Origin of the sequence: Flavobacterium polysaccharolyticum (assembly GCF_038739875.1) — a bacterium.
Taxonomy (GTDB): domain Bacteria; phylum Bacteroidota; class Bacteroidia; order Flavobacteriales; family Flavobacteriaceae; genus Flavobacterium; species Flavobacterium polysaccharolyticum.
This window is the reverse complement of sequence record NZ_JBCGDP010000123.1, coordinates 1-215: the sequence shown is the minus strand read 5'-3', so window position 1 is coordinate 215 and position 215 is coordinate 1. Positions and strand designations below refer to the sequence as shown.

The window sequence follows — 215 nt, the reverse complement described above, 5'->3', positions numbered from 1 at the left end:
AAGAACGGCTGTAGTACTAGCTGTAACAACTCCCAAACAATTGTCGGTAGCCGTTGGTGGAGTAAGACTCGTAACACTACATTGTGCAGTAATCGTAGGAAGTGTAGCAGCATCTGCAACAGGGGCTGTAGTATCCGCTATTACAATACTTTGATTTTGTGTCGTGCTGTTGGTTCCATCTGAATATGTCCAAACTACTGTTGTAGAAGATGTAA

The 215-nt window shown here is 42.8% G+C and carries 1 protein-coding gene; it reads right to left on the bottom strand.

The features are described from left to right. A partial coding sequence (locus tag WFZ86_RS20500; RefSeq protein ID WP_342693644.1) for a hypothetical protein occupies positions 1-215 on the bottom strand: 215 nt, incomplete at both ends.